General features: G+C 34.9%; 15 protein-coding genes and 1 tRNA gene. 10 read left to right on the top strand and 6 right to left on the bottom strand.

The window, feature by feature from the left end:
• Positions 1-15 precede the first annotated feature (15 nt).
• Both kdsA and mnmL read left to right on the top strand, forming a co-directional pair.
• On the top strand, positions 16-870 hold the full coding sequence (kdsA, locus tag H1225_RS07195) for a 3-deoxy-8-phosphooctulonate synthase (RefSeq protein WP_109847386.1): 855 nt from the start codon (positions 16-18) through the stop codon (positions 868-870).
• Between the two features lie 8 nt (positions 871-878).
• Positions 879-1,802, top strand: coding sequence for a tRNA modification radical SAM protein MnmL/YtqA (gene mnmL / locus H1225_RS07190; protein WP_109847387.1), 924 nt, complete (start codon positions 879-881; stop codon positions 1,800-1,802).
• 86 nt (positions 1,803-1,888) lie between these two features.
• Here mnmL and dauA read toward each other — a convergent pair whose 3' ends face one another.
• Positions 1,889-3,589, bottom strand: coding sequence for a C4-dicarboxylic acid transporter DauA (gene dauA / locus H1225_RS07185; protein WP_239739607.1), 1,701 nt, complete (start codon positions 3,587-3,589; stop codon positions 1,889-1,891).
• A gap of 577 nt (positions 3,590-4,166) precedes the next feature.
• Positions 4,167-4,254 (bottom strand) — tRNA-Ser (locus tag H1225_RS07180).
• A 317-nt stretch (positions 4,255-4,571) separates the two neighbouring features.
• Between H1225_RS07180 and ghrA the strand changes: the two genes are divergently transcribed.
• From ghrA to H1225_RS07160, 4 genes are all read left to right on the top strand, one after another.
• Positions 4,572-5,513, top strand: coding sequence for a glyoxylate/hydroxypyruvate reductase GhrA (ghrA, locus tag H1225_RS07175; protein WP_109847389.1), 942 nt, complete (start codon positions 4,572-4,574; stop codon positions 5,511-5,513).
• 197 nt (positions 5,514-5,710) lie between these two features.
• Positions 5,711-8,656, top strand: coding sequence for a hypothetical protein (locus tag H1225_RS07170; RefSeq protein WP_161724963.1), 2,946 nt, complete (start codon positions 5,711-5,713; stop codon positions 8,654-8,656).
• Positions 8,657-8,893: 237 nt separating this feature from the next.
• Positions 8,894-9,502, top strand: a complete 609-nt coding sequence (locus tag H1225_RS07165) for a 2OG-Fe(II) oxygenase (RefSeq protein ID WP_115065382.1) — start codon at positions 8,894-8,896, stop codon at positions 9,500-9,502.
• Positions 9,503-9,754: 252 nt separating this feature from the next.
• Positions 9,755-10,336, top strand: coding sequence for a TorD/DmsD family molecular chaperone (locus tag H1225_RS07160; protein WP_161671597.1), 582 nt, complete (start codon positions 9,755-9,757; stop codon positions 10,334-10,336).
• A 109-nt stretch (positions 10,337-10,445) separates the two neighbouring features.
• On the opposite strand, the gene H1225_RS07155 is transcribed toward H1225_RS07160, so the two are convergent.
• Together H1225_RS07155 and mdtH are read right to left on the bottom strand one after the other, a co-directional pair.
• On the bottom strand, positions 10,446-11,000 hold the full coding sequence (locus H1225_RS07155) for a lipoprotein (RefSeq protein WP_161671596.1): 555 nt from the start codon (positions 10,998-11,000) through the stop codon (positions 10,446-10,448).
• A 42-nt stretch (positions 11,001-11,042) separates the two neighbouring features.
• A complete protein-coding gene (mdtH, locus tag H1225_RS07150) occupies positions 11,043-12,245 on the bottom strand; it encodes a multidrug efflux MFS transporter MdtH (RefSeq protein ID WP_072064026.1) in 1,203 nt (400 codons plus the stop codon).
• A 197-nt stretch (positions 12,246-12,442) separates the two neighbouring features.
• Between mdtH and rimJ the strand changes: the two genes are divergently transcribed.
• The 3 genes from rimJ to H1225_RS07135 all read left to right on the top strand — a co-directional run bounded on the left by rimJ (position 12,443) and on the right by H1225_RS07135 (position 16,080).
• Positions 12,443-13,024, top strand: a complete 582-nt coding sequence (gene rimJ, locus H1225_RS07145) for a ribosomal protein S5-alanine N-acetyltransferase (protein WP_072064025.1) — start codon at positions 12,443-12,445, stop codon at positions 13,022-13,024.
• A gap of 235 nt (positions 13,025-13,259) precedes the next feature.
• The gene (murJ, locus tag H1225_RS07140; protein WP_072064024.1) at positions 13,260-14,795 is read left to right on the top strand and encodes a murein biosynthesis integral membrane protein MurJ; all 1,536 of its coding nucleotides are present in this window, start codon (positions 13,260-13,262) and stop codon (positions 14,793-14,795) included.
• 1,012 nt (positions 14,796-15,807) lie between these two features.
• Complete coding sequence (locus tag H1225_RS07135) at positions 15,808-16,080, top strand: hypothetical protein (RefSeq protein WP_006536582.1); 273 nt, start codon at positions 15,808-15,810, stop codon at positions 16,078-16,080.
• Between the two features lie 129 nt (positions 16,081-16,209).
• Here the strand turns inward: H1225_RS07135 and H1225_RS07130 are convergent.
• Both H1225_RS07130 and argS read right to left on the bottom strand, forming a co-directional pair.
• A protein-coding gene (locus H1225_RS07130) for an IS3 family transposase (RefSeq protein ID WP_420910162.1) occupies positions 16,210-17,552 on the bottom strand; the annotation gives its coding sequence in 2 pieces (ribosomal slippage) (positions 16,210-17,102 and positions 17,102-17,552; 1,344 coding nt in all).
• A gap of 91 nt (positions 17,553-17,643) precedes the next feature.
• A complete protein-coding gene (argS, locus tag H1225_RS07125; protein ID WP_161671503.1) occupies positions 17,644-19,374 on the bottom strand; it encodes an arginine--tRNA ligase in 1,731 nt (576 codons plus the stop codon).
• Between the two features lie 172 nt (positions 19,375-19,546).
• Here argS and H1225_RS07120 point away from each other — a divergent pair, with 172 nt between their 5' ends.
• On the top strand, positions 19,547-20,101 hold the full coding sequence (locus tag H1225_RS07120; RefSeq protein ID WP_006536584.1) for a VOC family protein: 555 nt from the start codon (positions 19,547-19,549) through the stop codon (positions 20,099-20,101).
• Positions 20,102-20,127 lie beyond the last annotated feature (26 nt).

The raw sequence follows: 20,127 nt of genomic DNA, 5'->3' as shown, positions 1-20,127 counted from the left end.
AGTATAGGGATAAATATGCAACATAAAGTGGTGAATATTGGTGATATCAAGGTAGCAAACAACCTGCCATTTGTGCTTTTTGGTGGCATGAATGTATTAGAATCGCGCGATTTAGCCATGCGTATTTGTGAGCATTACGTCACTGTAACTCAAAAACTGAATATTCCTTATGTATTCAAAGCTTCTTTTGATAAAGCAAACCGTTCTTCTATCCACTCTTATCGTGGTCCAGGCTTAGAAGAAGGGCTGAAAATTTTCCAAGAGTTAAAAGAAACTTTTGGCGTTAAAATTATTACTGACGTTCATGAAGCTGCACAAGCTCAACCTGTATCAGAAGTTGTGGATGTTATCCAATTACCGGCATTTTTAGCACGTCAAACTGATCTTGTTGAAGCGATGGCAAAAACAGGTGCAGTGATCAACGTGAAAAAACCGCAGTTTGTCAGCCCTGGGCAAATGGGGAATATCGTTGATAAATTTAAAGAAGGCGGTAACGACCAAGTTATTCTGTGTGATCGCGGCAGTAATTTTGGCTACGATAACTTAGTTGTTGATATGTTAGGTTTTCATGTCATGATGCAAGCGTCTCAAGGCGCACCAGTTATTTTTGACGTGACACATTCACTACAATGTCGTGACCCATTTGGTGCTGCATCGGGTGGACGTCGTGCACAAGTTGCAGAGTTAGCACGTGCAGGTATGGCTGTTGGTCTTGCTGGACTATTTCTTGAAGCTCATCCAGATCCGGATAATGCGCTTTGTGATGGCCCATCAGCATTACCGCTTGCAAAATTAGAGCCTTTCTTAGCTCAAATTAAAGCGATTGATGAAGTGGTAAAAAATTTCCCAGAGTTAGATACCAGCAAATAAAATGTGTTATGCAACTACACACGGTTGTTAATATGTTCGGCGCTGATCTTCAGCGCCGTTATCACGAAAAAATTCATAAAATCACCCTTCATGGCGGTTTCAACTGTCCTAATCGAGATGGTACATTGGGGCGGGGAGGTTGCACTTTCTGTAATGTCTCTTCTTTTGCTGATGAGCAAACACAATATCACTCAATTGAAGAACAAATTGCATTACAAGCTAAAAATATTAACCGCGCACATCGTTATCTTGCTTATTTTCAAGCCTATACCAGCACTTATGCCGAAGTAGAATACTTACGTACTTTATATGAAACCGCGCTATTACAAGCCGATATGGTAGGGTTATGTGTAGGAACCCGGCCAGATTGTGTGCCAATTAGTGTGTTAGATTTATTGCAAGGTTATCGTGATCAAGGTTATGAAGTGTGGTTAGAACTCGGTTTACAAACAGCTCATGATAAAACATTGAAGTACATTAATCGTGGGCATGATTTTCAATGTTACCAAGCGACGACTCGTGAAGCTCGCCAGCGTGGTTTAAAAGTGTGTACGCACCTTATTGTCGGGTTACCACGAGAAGATCATCTGCTTAATATGCAGACATTAGAACGAGTGGTTGAAACGGGTACTGATGGGCTTAAATTGCACCCTTTGCATATTGTTGAAGGCAGTACGATAGCTAAGGCATGGAAAGCAGGGCGTATTAATGCATTGACGCAAGAACAATATGTTTATACAGCGGGTGAGATGATCCGCCATACTCCTCCTGAAATTATTTATCATCGTGTTTGCGCTAGTGCTAGAAAACCTACTTTATTAGCTCCTGAGTGGTGTGAAAATCACTGGTTAGGAATGAACGCACTTTATCAAGATTTATTAAAAAAAGGTGTGCAAGGAAGTGGGATTGGCAAAGCATTTATTCCTTATTAAGTGAATTACTCATAATTAAAAACGCCTTTAATCTTTATTTTATATTGATTAAAGGCGTTAATTTTTTATCTTAAAAATCTAAATAACTACTGAATTAATTCCAGATCATCCAGTGCTTTTTGTAATGAAGGATAAAAATTAAGTTCTCCTGCAATAGGCGTGACTCTTGCTCTTGCCAACGTTTTTAATGGCTGGAAAGGAATATCACACACAATCACATGGGTATCATGTTTTACATCAGTAACGAAATGTTGGAACGCATGTAAGCCCCCTGCATCTAATACAGGAACCGCATCCCATTGCATAATAATGGTTTTATAACCTTTACTGCGTTCGCGTAACTCATTAAAAATACGTTCAGCAGCTGCAAAGAATAATGGACCATTAACACGCACAACTAATAACTGCTTATCATCATCAGTATAAGGGGATTCAGTTATTTTGGTCATATTGGCAATACGACGCATAAATAACAGTGAAGCTAATACAATACCGATAGTAATGGCAATGACCATATCAAAGAGAACGGTGAGTGATAAACATAACACTAAGACAATAATATCATCTTTAGGGGCGTGACGAATAAGATCAATAACTTTACGCGCTTCACTCATATTCCATGCAACAATTAGCAGTAGTGCTGACATTGCGGCTAAAGGTAAATATGAAAGAAATGGGGCTAATACCAGCAAAGTTAGTAATACCAACAATGAGTGAACAATGGCAGAAACTGGTGATGTTGCACCCGCACGCACGTTAGCAGCTGAACGTGCAATCGCTGCAGTTGCTGTTATACCACCAAAGAAAGGTGCGACAATATTACCAACCCCTTGTCCTAGTAATTCACCATTAGAGTGATGTTTTTTGCCTGTCATGCCATCAAGTACAACGGCACACAGTAACGATTCGATAGCGCCTAGCATTGCCATTGAAAAAGCTGCGGGTAATAAAGCAGAAACTGTGCTCCAATTTAATTCAAGAGATGCTCCAGTACTTGGTAAATTCCAAGGTAAAACAAACTGAGGCAAAATAGGTGGAATACCTTGCCCAGTTGATCCATCTGGAAGTAGATAACTAAACTGTGAGCCAATCGTTGCAACTTCATGGCCAAACATATTCACAATACCCATTACTGCAGTACCCGCGATTAAAGCGGGTAAATGCCCTGGTAGGCGTAAATTTAATTTTGGCCAGTAGATTAAAACAAACAGTGTTGTTAAGCCGATAAGCGTATCACCAAGGTGAATGGTTGGTAATGCAGAACCTAAGGCAATAATTTTATCGATATAAGTTTCTGGTACATGCGCCATCTCAAGACCAAAAAAGTCTTTTATTTGCATGGTCGCAATGGTGATTGCAATCCCTGAGGTAAATCCAAGTGTTACAGAAACAGGAATATACTCAATGAGTTTACCAAAGCGGGCTAATCCCATAACAACTAAAATAACGCCAGACATTAATGTGGCAATCAATAAGCCACTTAAACCGAATTGCTGAGATACAGGATAAAGTATCACAACGAAAGCCGCTGTGGGGCCTGAAACACTGTAGCGAGAGCCACCAGAAACAGCAATGACTATACCGGCAATAGCTGCGGTATAAAGACCGTATTGCGGAGGAACACCGCTACCAATTGCCAGTGCCATGGCTAAAGGTATCGCGATAATTCCGACGGTGATCCCTGCAATAATATCTTTTAATAAACGCGCAAAAGAGTAAGGCTCTTTTACACATGCATCAATAAATGCACTAAAGGGGCGAACCCGGTTAACTTTATGAGTTTTCATTTAGGATTAAACCAAAATAAGAAGTCAGATGCCGAATAACGGCGATAAGGAAAAGAGAGAATATCGCTTTTATTCGCTGATAATAATGTGATACATCAAATTATTAATGCATATCTTAAAGCTTAGTAGAAATAAAATCAATTAAACTAATAAGTTAACCTAAATAGATAATGTAATGTATCTTATTGTGTTTATTCTGTTGCTTGCATGAGAATAAAGTTTAAATTTATATTAAAATTATAAAAAGTGTTTTGTTTTAGAATAAATGTCGTTTATAAATAGGATAATAAAATCTTTTTATGCCATAAAAATAGGATAGATATAAATAACAACTACATAAGTTTTTTCAACTCATTAAAATTAATTATCAGAGATTGTTAAGTGATAACAGATTATTAAATAAAATAATTAAGCAAAAATAAAATAAAAAATGTGTTGTATGCTAACAATAATACCATCAAAAAATGAAGAATAGTGGATATAAATAACTTAGTGAAGAGAAACGAGACTAGAAGTGTATATTTTTAATACCAAAAAATAGAGCCTAGCTAAAAAAGCTAGGCTCTATTTTAGAATATGGCGGTGAGAGAGGGATTCGAACCCTCGATACGTTGCCGTATACACACTTTCCAGGCGTGCTCCTTCAGCCTCTCGGACATCTCACCGTGTTGTTGTTGGATATGTACTTAACATCTCTCAACGGGGCGCTACTATATGGAAAAGGTTCATAGGCGTCAACAGCTAAATGCATTTTTCCTTTAACTTTTGTATCAAGCAGTCAAATAAAAAACAATATGCACAAATGCTAGACAAATTATGCAGTAAACCAATTCATGCAATAGGTTAGCGTATTGAAAAAAGAATTGAGAATTTCGTTAACTGGTTAACATTCTCAACATTTTTATTAACAACTTATTCAAAGAGACTTGAAATCAGAACGTAACCCTCGCACCCTATGATAAAAATGCTGGAGGAAGGCAAAATGAATATTATTTTTTATCATCCTTTTTTTGACGCAGAAACATGGATCAATGGCATGAAGGCGCGTTTGCCAAATGCCAATATACGTATTTGGGAACCTGGTGATAATCAACCTGCTGATTATGCTATGGTTTGGCTTCCTCCTTATGAAATGCTTGCCAGTCGTAATCAGCTTAAAGGTATTTTTGCATTAGGGGCAGGCGTTGATGCTATTTTAAAGCAAGAACAACAAAAGCCTGGCACATTACCTACAGGTGTTCCGGTTATGCGTTTGGAAGACACAGGAATGGGGCTTCAAATGCAAGAATATGCGATTGCGAAAGTGATGTATTATTTTCGTCGTATGGATGATTATAAACGCCAACAATCACAACGTTTATGGAAACAGCTTCCTGCGCATTCTTATGATAATTTTGTGATCGGCGTTTTAGGCGCAGGAGCTTTAGGTGGGTGTGTTGCGACTAAACTTGCCGAACTTGGTTTTAAAGTTCGCTGTTGGAGTCGCAGTGAAAAACAAATTAAAAATGTTGAAAGCTTTTATGGTAAAGATCAACTCAGTGATTTCCTCAAAGAGTGTAATCTACTGATCAATTTATTACCTTATACGTCTGAAACTCACGGTATTTTAAATTTTTCTCTATTTGAACAACTCAAGCCTTCTTCTTATTTAATTAATCTTGCCCGTGGTGCGCATTTAGTTGATCAAGATTTACTCGAAGCGATAGATCAAGGATATATTTCTGACGCGACTCTTGATGTTTTCTCTCAAGAACCTTTAGCAGGAATGCATCCATTTTGGACGCATCCTCGCATTTCTATTACGCCACATATTGCTGCTTTTACCATTCCTAATATTGCAATGGATACGATTGTTGAAAATATTCATCGAATTGAAAAAGGCGATGTACCTTTGGGTGTGGTTGATATGAAGAGTGGGTACTAAGTCTATTTTATTTATTTTTAATTTTAGATAATAGACGGTAAAATTTAGTTTACTGTCTATTTTTTTATGTCAGCTTTCAAAAAAAATACTTTTCTTAAATTCCATATAATGTCATAAAAATCTGGTTGTAAAAAGATATCCTTTGCAAATTATCTTGTTGATTATTTCCTCATTATTTCGAAATGATGAGGTATATTATGGTTAATGGAATAAAAAAGATAGACAGTAAATTAACACCTATGGGCACTTTTCATGGACGTAAAGAAGGAGACTTGGTAAGAGATATAAAGAATAGCGATAGTATCTATGTTAAAACGTGTGATAAGCAAAAAGAAGAAAAACAATTTAGCTTAAATAACATTAATAACTATGTATATTTAGGCTCAACCAATGCACCTTTACTTAATAATATGGGGATCACGCTTGCAGATGATGGTTCTTTGATCTTAATTAAAGGAAAAACATATGATTTATTTACAGGAATATATCAAAAACATTTTAATGGAGGATTTAAATATAATGTTTTTAATATAGAGTCTCAAAAAGGTGATAACATGAAGTTTAAAGAACTTTATGTTGATTGTAATGGTTTTTTAATTGGAAGTAAGAGAAGTGAAAATAAATCTAATAGTATAGAAGAAAACAAGAATGAGTTATATAAAATCAAGTTTAATAAAATTGAAAAAGAATATGATTTAAATGATTTTTCATCAAATAATATTGATGGTAACTTTATTGTTGAGTATGAAGAATATATAGTTGATGATAATCAAAAACAAGATTTATCAAATATTAATAATGTTGTTGAATTAGAAGAAAATAATATAATAAAAATAAATAGAGAAGGTCTAAATATTACAGTTGAAGTTAAAGATAACCAGCTTTTTACAACTGGATTACCTGCAATATTAGAGTCAGAATATGATCAAGTTGACTATGCTAAAACTGATGGTAATATTGAACTTGAAAAGCATAGAATAAAACTTCCATTGAAGAAAACTGATAAAATATTAGCTATTAAACCAATATTAAATCAGATTCAAATTATTGTTGATAAAGGTAATAAAATAAAAATATATTATCTAGATCCTTTCAATATTTTTGCGATTAAAGATTATCAGTATGAGGTTACTCGTTTAAAACAGGAGCCTCCTTTATCTTTTTACTCAATGGTTGGTGAAAATAATTATAAAAATTATCATTCAGGACAACCATTTTCGACTCAGACAATCGGAAATTTTAGTAGCCGAAATATCCCTTTTTTATCATCTCTTATTGATAATATTAGAGTAAATGTTAGTAAGGCTAAAGAACAATATGCATTAAAAAAATACCGATCAATGTTGATAAATATTGCTAAAGCTATTGATCCTGGATTTATAGGAACCGTTTGTAATATAAAACGACTTATTAATTCTTCGAACACTATATATAGAAGTAAGCCAATGGCATTATATGGTATTAAAGAAAATATAAGGAAAGGCTATGATGTGTTAAATCGTATTGTGAAAGGTGTAAAAAATGGTTTAACACAAGGTGAGGTAATTCATTTATTGGTTAATGATCTAAAAAATAAAGAAAGTATTACAATCGGACACCATAATGAGCTTTTAGCTTTCTTTGGTTTTAATGCATTTAGTTTACCCTATAATATAGGAGTTAACGCTTTTATATTAGCTTCTTATGCAAAATCGCACTCAATCACATTATCAAAAAGTGAAGATAATAAAATCACTTTTTCTTTTATTAATAATAAGACGAGACTTTTATCTACGGGGTTGTCCGCGGGTATTGGTGGATATGAAAAAAGATGGGGTACAAAAAGTGTAAATTATGGTTTTGTTACTCCTGTCATGGCAAGCGCTATATTAAATGCCACTTATGCTAAAAAATCTAATTTCTCATTTAGTATTGATATTAGCGAGGTCAAAAATTTTATTAATCAAGGGCTTAATTTAAATGAAAATGAATTAATCACTAATACTACCCTTGAAATGGATAAAAATATGAGTGTTTCTGTGGGAACTGAACTAAGAAATGAAGTGAGTTTTGATGTTGATGTAGTTGCTAATCCCGATATGGAATTAACCATACCAAGAAATGCTATTGGTGTAAATTTTATTCTCAATTTATTAAAACTAAATTTAAATATTAATGAATTAATTGATATTGGTGAAACAGATGTCACAAAAAAAACAAAAAGGCTTGATCTCAGTTTAATCGAGCTTGGTTTTGATTTTTATCGTGATTTGAGAATTATGCCTTCTACAACGACTTCTGATTATTCTGTTCAATGGTATCCATTAATATCCGTAAAAGATTTCGAATTAATGGTGAAAAAAAGAATAAATAGCTTATTGAATTTTACACTTTTTAAAAGTGAAAAATTAATAGAAGCAGAAACTCTGGAGAAAGATAATAAAAATATAAAAGGAATTTATAAAAGAGTATTAAAGTTAAATAAGTTATTAGAAAGTTATCCAGAAAAATATCAACTTTCTAATAATATTAATAAATTAAATAAAGTCTATTTAAATTTATCATCAGATAAAAATCCGATTAATGAATTAAAAGATAATGTTGATGAAAATGTTATTACTGATGAAAATATTATTACTGTCCCACCTCAAAGTAAAGAAGATAATTTTCAGAATCAAATAACAAAGGAAAATAGACAATATAATATTCGCCTTTTTTTAGCCTCATTAAAGGAAAGAAAAGAGACTTTGTCTTCTCAGAAAAAAAATAACATGAATGAAAAATTTAAGCCTTATTTTATATCTAATTATCAGTTGAATAAACAAGGGTGCTCAATTCGTTATGATTTAAAAAAAGAAATAAATCATCTAATTGAAGAGTGTAGAAGTAATAAAAAAATTGATTTAAATATAATCAAAACAAAGCTGGATGATTTATATACTGAATATAAACAGCAGTTTACTAATGTTAAATATCAAATTGAATCTACAGATATTATGTCTATTAGTGAATATTCATACAAAAAGAAAACATTACCAACAATATTTATACGACCAAACAGTGAAAAAGCGATTACGCATACTCAAGTTAAAGGGAATATTAATTATATTTTTAATGGGGATGAAGAGACAATCGAAAAAATATCAACTAGTTATTATTTCTAATGGAATCATTTGTTTTGCTTATAGTTAATGTAATGTAACTTATAAAATCATTTTTAGGTGAATAAGGATTTCAAAAAGATGAGCAGTGTTAAGTTTTGTTTAATCTATTATTTTTAATTCTTATGATATTTATCGCTAATTAATTGATGTAATCGAAAAGATAAGTTTATTAAATTGTAATTTTGTTTAACTTGGTGATATAAAGTAGTTTCCCATGTTTATCAGGCAATATACCTAATGAATATAGCAAAACTTCTTGAGCAAATAGCAGAGAAAGGATGGTGTGTATGGGATAATTTCCTCACACCAGAAGCTGTTCAACAATTACGCACTTGTTTTAATGGCGAGGCACAACAAGCTCGTATTGGGCGTCATGAAAATCGACAGGCAGAGATAGCGATACGGAGTGATAAAATTCGTTGGCTAGAACCCGAAATGGGAACACCCGTTCAGCATTATTTAATGCAAATGGAGTCTATTCAACGTGCTGTGAATCGTGAATTTTTTCTTGGACTTTTTGAATATGAAGCGCATTTTGCTTGCTATGAAAAAGGCGCTTTTTATAAAAAACATCTGGATGCATTTAAACAGAATGTTACTCGACGTTTAACGACAGTATTGTATCTTAATGAGGATTGGAAAAAAGAAGATGGAGGTGAGTTAGTTATTTATGATTTGGAAGATAATGAACTTGCAACAGTCGCTCCTAAAGGTGGACGTTTGGTCGTTTTCCTTTCAGAACAATTCCCTCATGAAGTACTCCCTACTTATAAAGAGAGAATCAGTATTGCAGGGTGGTTTCGTGTAAATGGTGTAAGAGATAACTTTCTCGATATAGCCAGTTAAAAAGTATTAGAATGCTGTTGTCATAAAGTTGTTTTAATATTTTTATAAAACTGCTTTAGAAGATAAGTAGCATGGGATTAGGCGCGTTTCTTATATTAAGTAAAAGACTTAATAATAAGAGCGCGCTTTTTCTGTTTTAAGCGATTAAAGAGAGTAAGCTTAATATTGACAATAAAAGAGATATGACGAAAAAAGTTGATTTTCTTACCATTAAAAGCACAATAACGCGAAACTTTTTAGGATAAAAATACAATGAATGAATTTTCAATAGTTTGCCGACTTTTAGGCACATTATTTCAGCGTGATCCCAAAGATCCTATTTTATCACCAATTATTAAAATGATTGCTGAAGGGAAACTTAGTCAGTTATGGCCATTAGAGCAAGATGAGCTATTTAATACATTAAAAAGTAGCGTCAAAGATTTGGCTATCGTTGAAGCTGATTATCAATCTCTTTTTGCTGGTGAAGCGCCAGCTGTGTCAGTTTACGCCCATGATTATGAAGAAATCAAAGAAGATGATATCCGCCAATTCTTAGTCACAAGAGGGATGCCTATTACTAATAATGCAACAGACAGTTTTGGTGCTTTATTACTTGCTGCTTCATGGCTTGAAGATAATTCTGCGGAAGATGAAATATTAGCACAAATACAATTATTTGATGAATATTTGCTACCTTGGGCTGGAACATTTTTAGGAAAAGTTGAAGCTCATGCAACAAGTGGCTTCTATCGTACACTAGCAGGTATTGCACGTGGTGCATTATCAGCATTACGCGAAGAACTCTCTGATGATGAAGAGAGTGATAAGGCAGAAGATCCAGAAGTAGAGTAATATAACTATTTCTTTGTAAAAGTATTTTATTATTCATAAAAAAGGCAAACCATTAGGTTTGCCTTTCTCATTAATGACGATAAATATTTTTAATCAACTCGCGTAACGATTAGAGTTGGATCACGAATTTACCCGGTTTAACTTCAATTCCTTTAGCCAGTTTAAATGCGGCAGCTTCAGCACTGTTTTTTTCTGGATTAAGAACATATACAGGATGATTATCAAAGTAAGTCGTGATTGTGGTATCTAAATAAGGTTTTAGTGCGATAACCACGGCATCCATTTTTTCTGGAAAGACTTTGTAGCTATCAATAACCATTGATTTTATGTATATCGCTCCTTTATCAGCTTGATAAGAAGGTTGGCCTGATAACGTAAGCTCAACTTTAGCGCTTGTCTTACCAAAAAATGAATTAATCATCAGGTCGGTTGTACCGGAAAGACTAATTTTACCCGGCTCAGTGCGGCCAATTTGAATGGAAAGATTGCTTAATTTAATATCTGCGGATACAACTTCATCTTCACCAATATGTTTTTGGAGATTTATTTTTTGACGGATGTAGTCATTAATAAGGTTTTCACTCACATCAAATTGCTTGAGCTGATCACACCCTGTGACTAAGCTTGTTAATACGAATATAGCGGTTAGAAAAATTGCTTTCATAAACACTCCTTGATCATTGATAACTAAAAGTTTACCCGATCTTTAAGGAGTAAGCATGGCTGTTTCTATTTTTTTACGATTAAATTGGCGATGTAATGCATAAAGTGTTATTAAACCTACGGTTCCTAGTAAGAACCAAGGTAATTCAGGCATATCAAATTGATTGCCTAAGTCATACATCCATCCACCACCTGTATATCCAATTGCACCACCAAACGCTAAGCCTAACCGGCTAAATCCCATATAACTACCACGAGCTCGAGGATCGGCAAGTGAGGCACTTAATGTTTCGCGTGCAGGCTCTGCTGTAATAGTACCAAGATAAAATAGGCCAATAATCAAGAAAATACTTTGTAATGAATGGATCATACCAACAGGGAACATGCTGATGCTCATTAAAAATAAGCCGGCCATTAAACGCTGTTCTAATCGGAAACGTTTCTCACTCCAGCGAGCAATCGGATAAAGTAATGTTAAAGAAAGCAGGGCTTCAATGGCATACATCCATTTTACTGCCGTTGGTGTACCCGCAATATCGTTGACGATGATAGGAAACATCAACATGACTTGAACAGATAATACAAAATAGCCTGTCAGCGTTAAGACATAACTGACAAAACGCTTATCAAGAAATACTCGTTTTAACCCTTCTTTAATTGGTGTTCGGGTTGTGGATATACGATAAGCGGGTAATAACCAAGCATTAAATAAGGCTGCGATAACAAAAACACCAGCACCAACCCAGCAAACTAAATGAAAATCATATTGTAATAACCAGCTACCGATGAGTGCACCAATCACGGCGCCAGCGCTATCTTGCATCAATAATAAAGAGTAAAAACGACCGCGCTCATAAGGACGGGTTAATTTGATAACTAGTGCTGTCCGAGGCGGATCAAATAACGTTCCACCTAATGCAGATAAAATGCAAGATAACCAAAGTATCCAAGGTTGATCTGCGATTGCCATTAAAGCAAAACCTAAAGCTCGTAATAACATGCCTGTTATTATCATTGGTTTTGCACCAAAACGGTCTGCAATAGCACCACCAAAAATGCCGAGGCCTTGTTGTACTAATTGTCTAAGCCCTAATGCAAAGCCGACAATAACACCAGCCCATCCTAATTGTTCGACGAAACGAATAGAAATCAGTGGAAAAACGACGAAAAAACCTAAGACAACTAACATATTGTCAATTAGGAGAAAGTATTTACCCAAAGTACGGGCTTGTGTTACCAGCGCCATTACTCACCATCAATAAGCAAATAATTTAAATAAAATAAGGGAGGAATGAAATAATTTATTTCTTCGACTATTCTGTCTCTAAATGTGCATAATTCCTAGTAAATTAAAGATGATATTTTTTTATTAAGGTTAGTGGCAGAATAAGAAGAGTTGCTTCAGAATTAGACTTATTTATATCAAAGGATAATGAGATTGTAATGTTTGGTTATCGTGGCGGAATTCCTAAAATTCGTTTTGAAACACAAAGAATGGTCATTCGTTTAGCATACGAGCGAGATGCTGAAAGATTGGCCAATTATTATACATTAAACCGTCGTTTTTTAATTCCATGGGAACCCGTAAGAGATAAAACACATTATTTACCTTCTGGTTGGGAACACCGTTTACAATTTATGAATGAATTACACCGACAAGAAAGTGCTTTTCATTTTCTGCTATTAACACAAAAAGAGGATGAAATTATTGGCGTTGCTAATTATAGCAATGTTATGCGTGGCGCTTTTAATGCCTGTTTTTTGGGATATTCAGTCGGTGAAAAATGGCAAGGTCATGGCTATATGTCGGAAGCGTTAACGGAAACACTTCGCTATATGCAAAGACAACAAGGGATGCATCGTATTATGGCGAATTATATGCCTCATAATTTACGCAGTGGAAACCTATTAGCTAAACATGGTTTTGAGCGTGAAGGATACGCCAAAAATTATCTACAAATTAATCAAGAGTGGCGAGATCACGTACTGACGGCATTAACAACGCGAGCTTATTTTAAACGTTAATCATTACTTTCCGAATAAAAACTCGATTATTGAAGGTGAGATACACGCTATGGTGGAAGTAATGTTGAGAAAAATACTCACGAAACCATAAATAACTATTTTTTAATCGCTTTGATTAGTCCAAGATAGGCTGGATCAGCATATTCTTAGCCAATTGAAGATTGATTTTTCGATGTTAGAGACGGAGTATAGTCCCTTTCTTTTTATTCTATTTAACAAAAACCTGAATGACTTTATGAATTTACTTAAATCACTTGCTGCAGTGAGTTCTATGACCTTATTTTCACGGGTGCTAGGATTTATTCGTGATGCAATTATTGCGCGTATTTTTGGCGCAGGTATGGCAACCGATGCCTTTTTTGTTGCGTTTAAACTGCCAAACTTATTACGTCGTATTTTTGCGGAAGGCGCATTTTCTCAAGCATTTGTTCCGATCTTGGCAGAATATAAAAGTCAGCAAGGCGAGGAAGCAACGCGTACCTTTATTGCTTATGTTTCGGGTATGCTGACACTTATTCTCGCTGTGGTTACCGTAATTGGTATTATTGCCGCGCCTTGGGTGATTTATGTTACAGCACCAGGTTTTAGTAGTTCACCCGATAAGTTTCAATTAACGACAGATTTATTACGGATCACCTTTCCTTATATTTTCCTTATTTCATTAGCTTCATTGACAGGCTCTATTTTAAATACTTGGAATCGTTTTTCAGTACCCGCTTTTGCTCCAACACTACTCAATGTCAGTATGATCTTTTTCGCTTTAGTGGTCGCCCCTTATTGTAATCCTCCTGTTATGGCATTGGCGTGGGCGGTTGTTGCTGGGGGAATATTACAGCTAGGTTATCAATTACCACATTTGAAAAAAATCGGTATGCTTGTTTTACCGCGTGTATCATTTAAAAATAGCGGTGTTTGGCGTGTAATGAGACTGATGGGACCGGCTATTTTGGGGGTGTCGGTTAGCCAAATATCGTTAATTATCAATACTATTTTTGCTTCTTTTTTAGTGTCTGGATCAGTTTCTTGGATGTATTATGCAGACCGTTTAATGGAATTACCGACAGGGGTATTGGGTGTTGCATTAGGTACAATCTTACTTCCTTCATTATCTAAAAGTTTTGCCAGTGGTAATACTGAAGAATATAGAAAATTGATGGATTGGGGATTAAGACTGTGTTTCTTACTAGCACTGCCTTGTACTATTGGTTTAGCGATATTATCTGGGCCTTTAACTGCGTCCTTATTCCAGTATGGTAATTTTAATGCCCATGATGCACTAATGACACAACAGGCATTAATTGCTTACTGTGTTGGGTTAATGGGGCTGATCATCATAAAAATATTAGCGCCAGGTTTTTATTCACGTCAGGATATTAAAACACCAGTAAAAATTGCAATTGCTACATTGATACTCACACAATTAATGAATCTTGCGTTTATTGGTAGTTTAAAACATGTAGGTCTTGCGCTCTCAATCGGTATTGCTGCTTGTTTTAATGCCTCTATGTTGTTTTGGCAGATCCGTAAAAAAGATATTTATCAGCCTTTAGCTGGTTGGCCTGTATTCTTATTAAAACTTATTATCGCGCTTGCCGTAATGGCGGCTGTATTAGTTGGAATGTTGTGGATCATGCCAAGTTGGGATGTCGGCAACATGCTAATGCGTATCTTGCGCTTGCTACTAGTTGTAGTAGTCGGAGCAGGAAGCTATTTTGTTGCGTTATATGCGTTAGGATTTAGACCTCGCCATTTCTCACTACGTGCGTTATAACTGATAACACTGAACCCTCGCTTTTGTATAAAAGCGAGGAGTTGCAAAATTAACAATCTTTCAAACAATGCAACTCTCCTTATTTAGAACCTTTCTCTATTTTTAGACTATTTTTAATGCCACATTGATCACACTTCTAACATTTAGTTATGTAGATTTGCTCCATCCTTTAAAAAAAGAAAAAGTAAGGAAAATGCAAAAATCTTTTTTCTCTCTATTTTTTTATTAAATTTTTTTTCCAATTTCTAAATGATTTATACAGTTTTTCGGTGTTGGAATGTGTTTTTTAATCAATATTGATAAATTTATCTAAACATTAATCATATCGAATATCTTTAGACAATTTGTTTACTAGCCGTGATATTCTACATAAAGTAAAAAAATAGACGCTATATTCTAGGTACTTACGGTTTGACGAATTATCTTTTTTTAGATAAACTCTCTTGTGCTGTGTAGGTTTAAAAATTGACACATCTGTTAAATATTTCTTACTTAATGATGAGATATTACGAATATTTCAAAATATTGCAGTATATTTTAAAACATTTGATTTTTTTGATTTAAGACATATTATTATTTCTTTATTCAGGTAGATTAACCGTGACTGTAAAGTTATTTGCTTGTTATCGTTCAGTACTACTGAAAGTGATCATATCTATTTTGTCTGCGCTTCAAATAGGTAACACGATTGCTGGGGATAAGCAGTAAACAATAAGTCGTGTGAATAATGAAATTAATGCTAAATCTATTGTTAATAGATAATTAGATTACTGAAAATTCAGTATGGTACACTAATTACTGCTTTCATTTGTCCGCCATTGTTTTCTGTTTTTCCCTCTCTTTTCTATCCCTTCTCAATATTTCTTATTCATAGCTCAATAACTCAAATATTTCTCCATTTATTCGTTATACTCAAAACAGTTATAATCATCAGGTATTTTTAGTTTAAGACTACTAAATAATCACTTAGTGATTTTGGTAAAAATAACAATAAGAGAGTCAAGGAGCTACTATGAAAAAAGCAATTATCATTTCTGTATCATTAGCTACATTATTTCTTGCTGGCTGTACTGCTGACGGAAAAATTAAAACATCAAGATTGACGCCAGTGAATTGTGTCGGCGTTTTTGATAAAACGAATGAGAGAGTAAGCTTTACAGCGAAAGACGTTGACCAGCGCTTATATAGTCCCGATAAACCTATTGATAGTGTTGATGGTTGGATTGAAAGTAAAGATATCTCAGGATTATTGTGCCAAGATGTTATTACAGCTAACGAAGATTAATAATTAAGGCGTATTGGAAATTTGTTTGAGCCATTGTTTGACGTATTTTTTAGCTATCTTGAATTAAAATTTAACGCATAAAAAACCGATGGTATTATGAACTGACCCCAATTTATTGGACAGTTTAAATTAGTTAGGTAAAGACTGAGTTCGGTATTGAACTGGGCTCAGTCCTTTTAATTTTATCTTGATCCGTTCAGTATTGTAATACTTGATATATTCATGAAGCTCTTCTTCTAGTTCATCCAAATCTCTAAATTGCTTTGTATAAAAACATTCTGTTTTTAATATGCCAAAAAAATTCTCGATTACTGCATTATCTAAACAATTTCCTTTTCGTGACATACTTTGAATAATCCCTTGTTTCTTAAGGCTATTTTGATAATGGCTCATTTGGTATTGCCATCCTTGATCTGAATGCAGTATCAGCTCACCTCTCTGAGTCAATTTTGAAAAGGCTTGGGTAAGCATCTGCTCAATCATGTTGTAATGAGGACGTCTAGCTATCTGATAGGAAACAATTTCTTGATTAAATAAGTCAAGAATAGGCGAAAGATAAAGCTTTTCACCTTTTACCTTAAATTCGGTGACATCAGTAACCCATTTTTCGTTAGGCTTGCTGGCATTAAAATTTCTTTCGAGATGATTATCAGCAATTCGACCTAATTGGCCTTTATAAGAGCGATATTTTTTAGGTCTTACAATAGATTTTAGTCCCTGAACCTGCATTAACCGCTGTACTTTTTTATGGTTAATAACAACTTCATTTCGCAGTACAGCAGTGATCCTTCGATAACCATATCGACCTTTATGTTGATGATAAATCTCCTTTATTTTATCTTTTAATAATTTGTCTTTTGAATTATGACTATTTTTTTGGTGATAATAAAACGTACTTTTTGATAAAGAAAACGCACGTAATAAAACCAAAACCGGATAAATCATTTTTAATTGATTAACGACAGCAACACGTTGTTTTACCGTCGTTTTGTTTCCTGCAATTCTTGTAACTTTTTTAAGCAAGCATTCTCAGCACGCAAATACTCAAGTTCCTTTAAAAGTTCTTTAACCGATTTATCTTTGTCATCCTTAGGTAATTCTTTTTTCTTTTTAGTCAATGTAGATCTTCCTTTTTTCTTGGGGACTAGTGCTTTAATACCATGAATATCCATAATATTTTTCCATTCCAATATAGTGGTAAAGGCTGGAATATTAAAAAGAGCAGCTGTTTCTCTGGCAGAAAGCGAATGTTTTGCCATGTGAGACAATATATGCATTTTTAGCTCAAGAGAATAGATTACTTTGGATTTTCGAGGCTTAATTCCCTCAATACCATGCAATTGATAAGCGGAGCACCAGCAACGAACCTGAGAATCATTAATAGAAAAATGCTTAGCCGTCGATAGACGACTATTGCCTTTGAGATAAAAATTAATCACATTTAGTTTAAAATCAAGAGAATATTTAGCCATAGAAAAACACCCCAAAGTTGGTGTCCAACTTTTGGGGTGCAGTTCAATTAACCACCGGTTTTTTTATCACTATTATTAAAAACAGTGATGATTACATTCTATCTACTGTTTCAATACCTAAAGTATCTAAACCTTGTTTTAAGGTTTTCGCGGTTAAACGAGCTAGTTTTAGACGGCTTTGGCGAGTGTTTTCATCTTCAGCTGATAAGATAGGGCAGTTTTCATAAAAGCCAGAGAAAGCTTGTGCCAAATCGTAAAGATAAGCACACATAACGTGAGGTGTTCCTTCACGAGAAACTTGCATAATCGTCTCATCAAATTGGACTAAACGCAATGCAAGCTGTCTTTCATGAGATTGTGTTAGTACGATAGGTTGCATTAGTGCATTTTCATCAATGTCTGCACGTTTGAAAATTGAAGCAACACGAGTATAAGCATATTGCATATAAGGTGCTGTGTTACCCTCGAAACTTAACATCAGATCCCAATCAAAGATGTAATCTGTTGTACGATTTTTAGATAAATCCGCATATTTAACTGCGCCGATACCCACAACACGAGCAACGTTATTTAATTCGTCTTTATCCATATCTGGATTTTTTTCAGCGATTAATGCGCGAGCTCTTTCTTGGGCTTCATCGAGTAAGTCGGTTAAACGAATAGTGCCACCGGAACGAGTTTTAAACGGACGACCATCTTTACCTAACATCATACCGAACATATGGTGTTCAAGTGACATTGAATCAGGAATGTAGCCTGCTTTACGAACAATCGTCCAAGCTTGCATTAAATGCTGGTGCTGACGAGAGTCGATGTAATAAAGTACGCGATCAGCATGTAATGTTTCATGACGGTATTTTGCACAAGCAATATCTGTCGTTGTATATAGATAGCCACCATCTTTTTTCTGGACGATAACACCCATAGGTTCGCCTTCCTTATTTTTATATTCATCAAGGAAAACAACCGTTGCACCTTCACTTTCTACAGCAAGACCTTTTGCTTTTAGGTCAGCAACAATACCAGGTAACATTGGGTTATAAAGACTTTCACCCATAATGTCATCTTCGGTTAACGTGACGTTAAGACGCTGATAAGTTGCTTGGTTTTGTTGCATTGTGATATCAACAAGTTTGCGCCACATTGTACGGCAGTATTCATCACCACTTTGCAATTTCACAACATAATTACGGGCACGTTCTGCGAATACTTCATCTTCATCATAGTGTTTTTTCGCTTCACGATAGAACTCTTCGAGATCAGATAACGCCATATCAGCGGCATTTTCATTCTGCTTTTTCTCTAAATACGCAATCAACATACCAAATTGCGTACCCCAATCACCAAGGTGATTAGCACGAACAACATTATGACCCAAGAAAGATAAAGTACGTGCACTTGCATCACCAATAATGGTCGAGCGTAAGTGACCAACGTGCATCTGTTTCGCAACATTTGGGGATGAATAGTCGATAACAATAGTTTGAGGTTCAACGGGGGTTACGTTTAGATGTTCATCTACCAAGGCGTCTTCAGCTTGCTTTGCAACCCATTGTGGAGATAAAAAGATATTGATAAAACCCGGGCCTGCGATTTCAACTTTATCTGCAATATCCGTAATATCAAGCTTTTCTAAGATCTTTTCTGCGAGTTGTCGGGGTGGGATCCCCATTTTTTTTGCAGCTCCCATGACACCATTTGCCTGATAGTCACCAAATTGTACTTTGGCTGACTGACGGACAAGAGGTTCGCTATCAGCGGGTGCGCCAGCAGCACACATTGCCACACTGATTTTTTCTGAAAGAAAAGCCTGAATATTCACCGGGTTACCTTAAATTATTGAGAAAATAAAACCTGACGACAAGAGTCTGACAGGTTTCTTATAAAGAATTAGGATTAACCTTGAATTTATAACATATTCCGGCTAGAACATGCTACCATCTCGACCTTATCTTTAAGGTTTTTTCTCTGTTTTTTCATTAAGGTTATTCAAAATGGCGTTATTTTCTTCAATTTCTCAATTAAATGATTTAACTCGTGAGCTTTCTTTGTTTGAAGAAAATATGACACTATTGGCCGATAGTTTAGGTATGGATTTAGCTATTTATCCCACTGATCATGTGTCGTTACGTTGTCACGAATTGGCATTGGCAGAGCAGTGGCGAATAGGATTAAGTCAGTGTGGAAAGTGTATTTCTGATAATGTGATTAATGGGCGCCCAATATATCTATTTCAATTAGAGACGCCATTAACGATTTTAAATCAATCAGTTTCAATTGTTGAACTGCCTTTTCCCACAAATAAAAAATATGAATATCAAGGTTGGGAGCATATTGAGCAAGTGATCTCCGTCGAACCAAGCGAGTTAGTAAGTAGAGTCATGTCTTTTTTACCCCAAATGTTACCGGAGAATGTGAGCTTAAAAATCAGTGAACCTAAAGGTGAGAAAGAGCGTTTACCTAATCCAACGGTGGCTATTTCTAATGGAAAAGTCACTGTGAAGTATCATCCTTATTCGTTACTTGAAATCGTAGAAAGTGAGTGTTGAACGACACTTTCAGAAAATAGTTTGCT

This window comes from Proteus penneri (assembly GCF_022369495.1).
GTDB classification, from domain to species: Bacteria; Pseudomonadota; Gammaproteobacteria; order Enterobacterales; family Enterobacteriaceae; genus Proteus; species Proteus penneri.
Note: the sequence above shows the minus strand (reverse complement) of the source record. Positions and strands in the feature narration are given on the sequence as shown.